A 4,545-nucleotide genomic window follows, 5' to 3' on the forward strand; every position below is an offset into this window, starting at 1 on the left:
TAGCTAAAAGAGCTAAAGAATTAGGATTAGATGCTATACATGATACAGTTCATGAAATGTGTAAAGATGAAGCTAGACATGGTAAAGCATTCTTAGGATTATTAGAAAGACACTTTGGAAAACAAGCCTAATTAACATAAAAATAATAATTAAAAAAACTGTATTATACCTTTTATTAGGTATGATACAGTTTTTTATATATAAGGAGATTATATTGCTTTTAAATCTGTGAAAAAATTATGAAAATAAGTAATGACAACAAATATTGAGATGTAAAAAATTTAGTTTTGAGAAAGGTCGTCGCCTAAAATTTTATAGCGCACACACAGTGGCTTAAAGTGGTAACGAGAGCATCTCATTGGCGATATGATCAAAGTAAATTTTTTATTTTAAGAATTTTTGCAACTAATAATTAAAAATTTACCTCTTACAAAGATAAATAAACCACTTACTCTAATTTCGTTTACAAAGAAAGTCTAATGACTATAATTGATAATGTGGATAACTATATTTCATTATCAGAGATATTATTCTTTGAAACGGAAGATGCTAATATTAGTTCTCATACTTGTGACAATATTTATCAAGTTAATTACAATCTTTATGAATTAGAAGAGATTTTATCAAATAATCTTATGAGGATTTCGAAACCCACTGTATTAAATATAAATTACATTTAATCCATAACACAAAACTTAACATCATCAAGTATCGTTGAATTCCCAAATACACATAAACAAGTGTATGTTTCAAGACACTATTATGAACCACTAAAATTTAAGTTATTAGAAAAGATTAGATAAAATGAAAAAAGAAAGAATTTTCTGGGGTGTCTTACTTATATTAGGAATTATTACCTTAATAGTTAACAAGCTTGGTTATTTTACTCATATAAATGTATTTAGTATATTATTAACAGTATTTCTTTTAGGAATTATGGTAAAAAGCATATTTAAGAGAAGCTTTGCTGACATATAAAACTAGATACTAGCTTCGAGGGGAGTATTAAATATTAATTCAGAAAAATTTGAACAAGCGGATTTAGACTGTAGCTTTGGTTCAATGGAGGTGTATTTTGACAATGAAAAACTTAACAATGGTCGTGGAATAGTTAGAATAGATGTATTATTTTGTGGAGTAGAGTTATATATACCTAAAACTTGGATTGTAGAAAATAGAGCAAACACATCTTTTGTAGGTGTATATGAGAAGAATAGAGATATGGGAAACTCAGATAATATTTTAACTATAGTAGGAAGTGCCAGCTTTGCAGGTGTAGAGATAGTATATATATAAATATAAGCAATAAACTAAGGGTATTTCAATAATGAAATGCTCTTTTAATATGACCGAAATATTATAGTTTTATTTAAAAATGTGATATTATTAAGAAGTATATGTACAAATACAAAGGTACTAAGTAAGAAATAAAAATGAGGTGAAATTTTGCAAAATGTATTTAAACTAGACAATGAAAATAAAATATTTTATAAAACATTGCTTACTTTATGTATTCCAATAATAATTCAGAACTTACTATCAACTTTAATCAATATGGTAGATACTATTATGGTTGGAGGACTGGGAGAAATATCAGTAGCTGCCATTGGTATAGCTAATCAATACTTCTTTTTATACAATATGGCTTTATCAGGAATTATAGGTGGAGCAGGTTTATTTATAGCTCAATTTTTTGGCAAAAATGATAAAGATAATATAAGAAAAATCACAGCATTAAGTGTAATATCAGCTGTAATTTTAGGGATAGTATTTTCTTTGATAGCTATTTTCACACCTAAATTTATAATTAATTTCTTTTCTTATGATGAAAGTGTCATAAAAATTGCAGTTAATTATTTCTTAATAATAGGATTTTGTTATCCAATAATAGCAATTAGCAATGTGTTTAGCATGGGATCTAGAAGCATTAGAAATCCTAAACTAGGAATGATATGCAGCTCAATATCTTTAGGTATAAATATTATTTTAAACTATATATTTATATTCGGCAAGTTTGGAATGCCAACATTAGGGGCCAGTGGAGCGGCACTTGCTACAGTTATATCCAGAATAATAGAGTTAATTTTATTAATAAGCTATGTTTATTTTATAAAAAATGATTATGAACTTAGATTTACTTTTAAAGATATAAAGTTAATAAATAAAGATTTAATAAAAATATATATATCAAAGAGTACACCAACATTTTTAAATGATACACTATGGGCATTTGGGACAGTACTATATGCAGTAGCTTATTCAAAGGCAGGAACCTCAGCAATCGCGGCTAGCCAAATTGCTTCTACTACAGGTAATTTCTTTATAATGACTTCTGTATGTATAGCTATTGGATCTTCTATAATGATAGGCAATGAGCTAGGAGCGGATAAAATAAAGCAAGCTATAACATATTGTAAAAAGTTTTCTATTTTAGTAACTATAGTGGGTGCCATATTTGGAGTATTATTAATTGCTTCAATACCGTTACTTATAAGAATGTTTAGTGTCTCAGATAGTTTAGCACCAGATATAGAGAAAATATTTTGGATAATGGGAATACTTATGGCTTTTAAGACTTTTAATACTTTTATAATAATTGGAGTACTTAGAAGTGGAGGAGATACAAAGTATGCTTTATTTTTAGAAATGGGTTGTATGTGGTTTGTTTCTTTACCTTTAACATTCTTTGCTGCTTATAAAGGAGTTCCAATTTATATACTAGTTGCGCTGACTTATACAGAAGAAGTAGCTAAATTTATATTTGGAGTACCAAGAGCTCTATCTAAGAAATGGGCAAATAACATTGTAAAAGATATATAAAGTAGCTTATAAAATATTAAAAGTTATTTACTGAGTTGACTTTTTTTTATATTAAAGTTACAATCAAAATATCATCGGTCGGCCGACCGATAATGGAAAAAAGGAGGTATTTCATGGGAAAATATGTTAGGGAACCCATTAATGGATTTACTCACTTAGGTGGTGCTATTCTTTCTTTTGTAGGTCTCTTGGCACTGGTAATAAAAACTACATTAATAAGTGCATCTGCTGTAGACTTAACTGCAGTAATTATATTTGGCATAAGCATGATTTTGCTTTATGCTGCATCAGCTACATATCATTTAGTAATGGCACCAGATAAAGTAATTGCATTTTTAAGAAAATTAGATCATTCTATGATTTTTATACTTATAGCAGGATCTTATACTCCATTTTGCTTAATAGCATTGAAAGAGGATAAAGGATGGATTTTATTTACTGTTGTTGCTACTATAGCAGTATGTGGTGTTTTATTTAAAATGATTTGGTTTAATTGCCCTAGATGGATATCTACTTGTATCTACATAGGAATGGGATGGATATCAATATTCATGATAAAGCCACTTTACAGCTCTATGCCATTTGGAGGAATATTCTTATTACTTTTAGGTGGGATATTTTATACTATAGGAGCGATAATATATGCCCTTAAACCATCAGCACTTAAATTTAAGAATTTAGGATTTCATGAGATATTTCATATATTTATACTTTTAGGAAGTTTATGTCATTTTATCTCAGTATTTGAATATGTAATATAAACTTTAGTCACCCAATCTACTTATCAGAGAGGGTGATTTCATTTTGTAAATAAATAATAAAAATATTATATGGTTAAAAATAGTATATAATATATTCAATATATTTAGGGAGGCATCTTATGTTAAGTGATATTAATATAAAAATAAATCAAATAAAAGAGCAGGTTGCAGAGAAAAAAGTATTAGAAAATAAGCTTGCTGATTTAGGTGAAAATTTGAAGATGTACGAGTGTGAACTAAGAGATTTAGAAGAAATACTTAAGAAAGAGCTAAATGATGTAGAAAAGTTAAAGAAGCTATCTTTATCTAGCATTATGAGTACGATTATGAGAAATAAGGAAGAGAAGTTAAACAAAGAAGAAAAGGAATACTTAATGGCAAAGCTTAAGTATGATGATTGTTTATCTAGATTAAACTCATTGAAAAATAGTAAGTCAAGAATAGAAAGTAGATTAAGCTCCTTAGAAAATTGTGAAAACAGATATGTTGAATTACTTGATACAAAGTTATCCTTAATAAATATATACGGAAATGAAAATCAAAAAAAACGATTATTAAGTATGGAAAATGAGATAGATAATTATTTAAAGGAAATGAAGGAGATAGAAGAGTCAATAGGTGCAGGTAAGGTTTTATATCAAGAGGTTGGATATACTAAAGAAATATTGCAGTCTGCAAAAAACTGGGGAACTATTGATTTACTTGGTGGAGATTTTATTTCTTCTATGGCAAAGCATCAAAAAGTAGATGAAGCTCAAAAACAATTTACCAGAGTATCAAATTTATTAGTAAACTTTAATAAAGAATTAGAAGATATTAACATGTCTAGTTTGAATTTTTCTACATCAATGAAAACATTTGATATATTTTTTGACAATATATTTACAGATATTTCTGTTAATAGCCAAATAAGTAAATCTTATGATGATATTCGCAAATTAGAGAAAAATGTTAATGATATTTT

The 4,545-nt window shown here is 27.5% G+C and carries 5 protein-coding genes and 1 pseudogene; all 6 read left to right on the forward strand.

What is annotated here, in order from left to right; all coding sequences use genetic code 11:
* A pseudogene (locus NSA58_RS20895) lies at positions 1-131 on the forward strand (NADH peroxidase); the annotation flags it as partial.
* Positions 132-479: 348 nt separating this feature from the next.
* Complete coding sequence (locus NSA58_RS16480) at positions 480-680, forward strand: LytTR family DNA-binding domain-containing protein (RefSeq protein WP_074078786.1); 201 nt, start codon at positions 480-482, stop codon at positions 678-680.
* Positions 681-1,062: 382 nt separating this feature from the next.
* Positions 1,063-1,296, forward strand: a complete 234-nt coding sequence (locus NSA58_RS16485; protein WP_039678050.1) for a hypothetical protein — start codon at positions 1,063-1,065, stop codon at positions 1,294-1,296.
* A 150-nt stretch (positions 1,297-1,446) separates the two neighbouring features.
* Positions 1,447-2,820, forward strand: coding sequence for an MATE family efflux transporter (locus tag NSA58_RS16490; protein ID WP_039678049.1), 1,374 nt, complete (start codon positions 1,447-1,449; stop codon positions 2,818-2,820).
* 113 nt (positions 2,821-2,933) lie between these two features.
* Positions 2,934-3,581, forward strand: coding sequence for a PAQR family membrane homeostasis protein TrhA (gene trhA, locus NSA58_RS16495; RefSeq protein WP_039678048.1), 648 nt, complete (start codon positions 2,934-2,936; stop codon positions 3,579-3,581).
* Between the two features lie 119 nt (positions 3,582-3,700).
* The coding region (locus NSA58_RS16500) for a hypothetical protein (RefSeq protein ID WP_257560705.1) at positions 3,701-4,545 on the forward strand (845 nt) is incomplete at its 3' end.

Origin of the sequence: Terrisporobacter muris, from assembly GCF_024621905.1 — a bacterium.
GTDB lineage: Bacteria > Bacillota > Clostridia > Peptostreptococcales > Peptostreptococcaceae > Terrisporobacter > Terrisporobacter muris.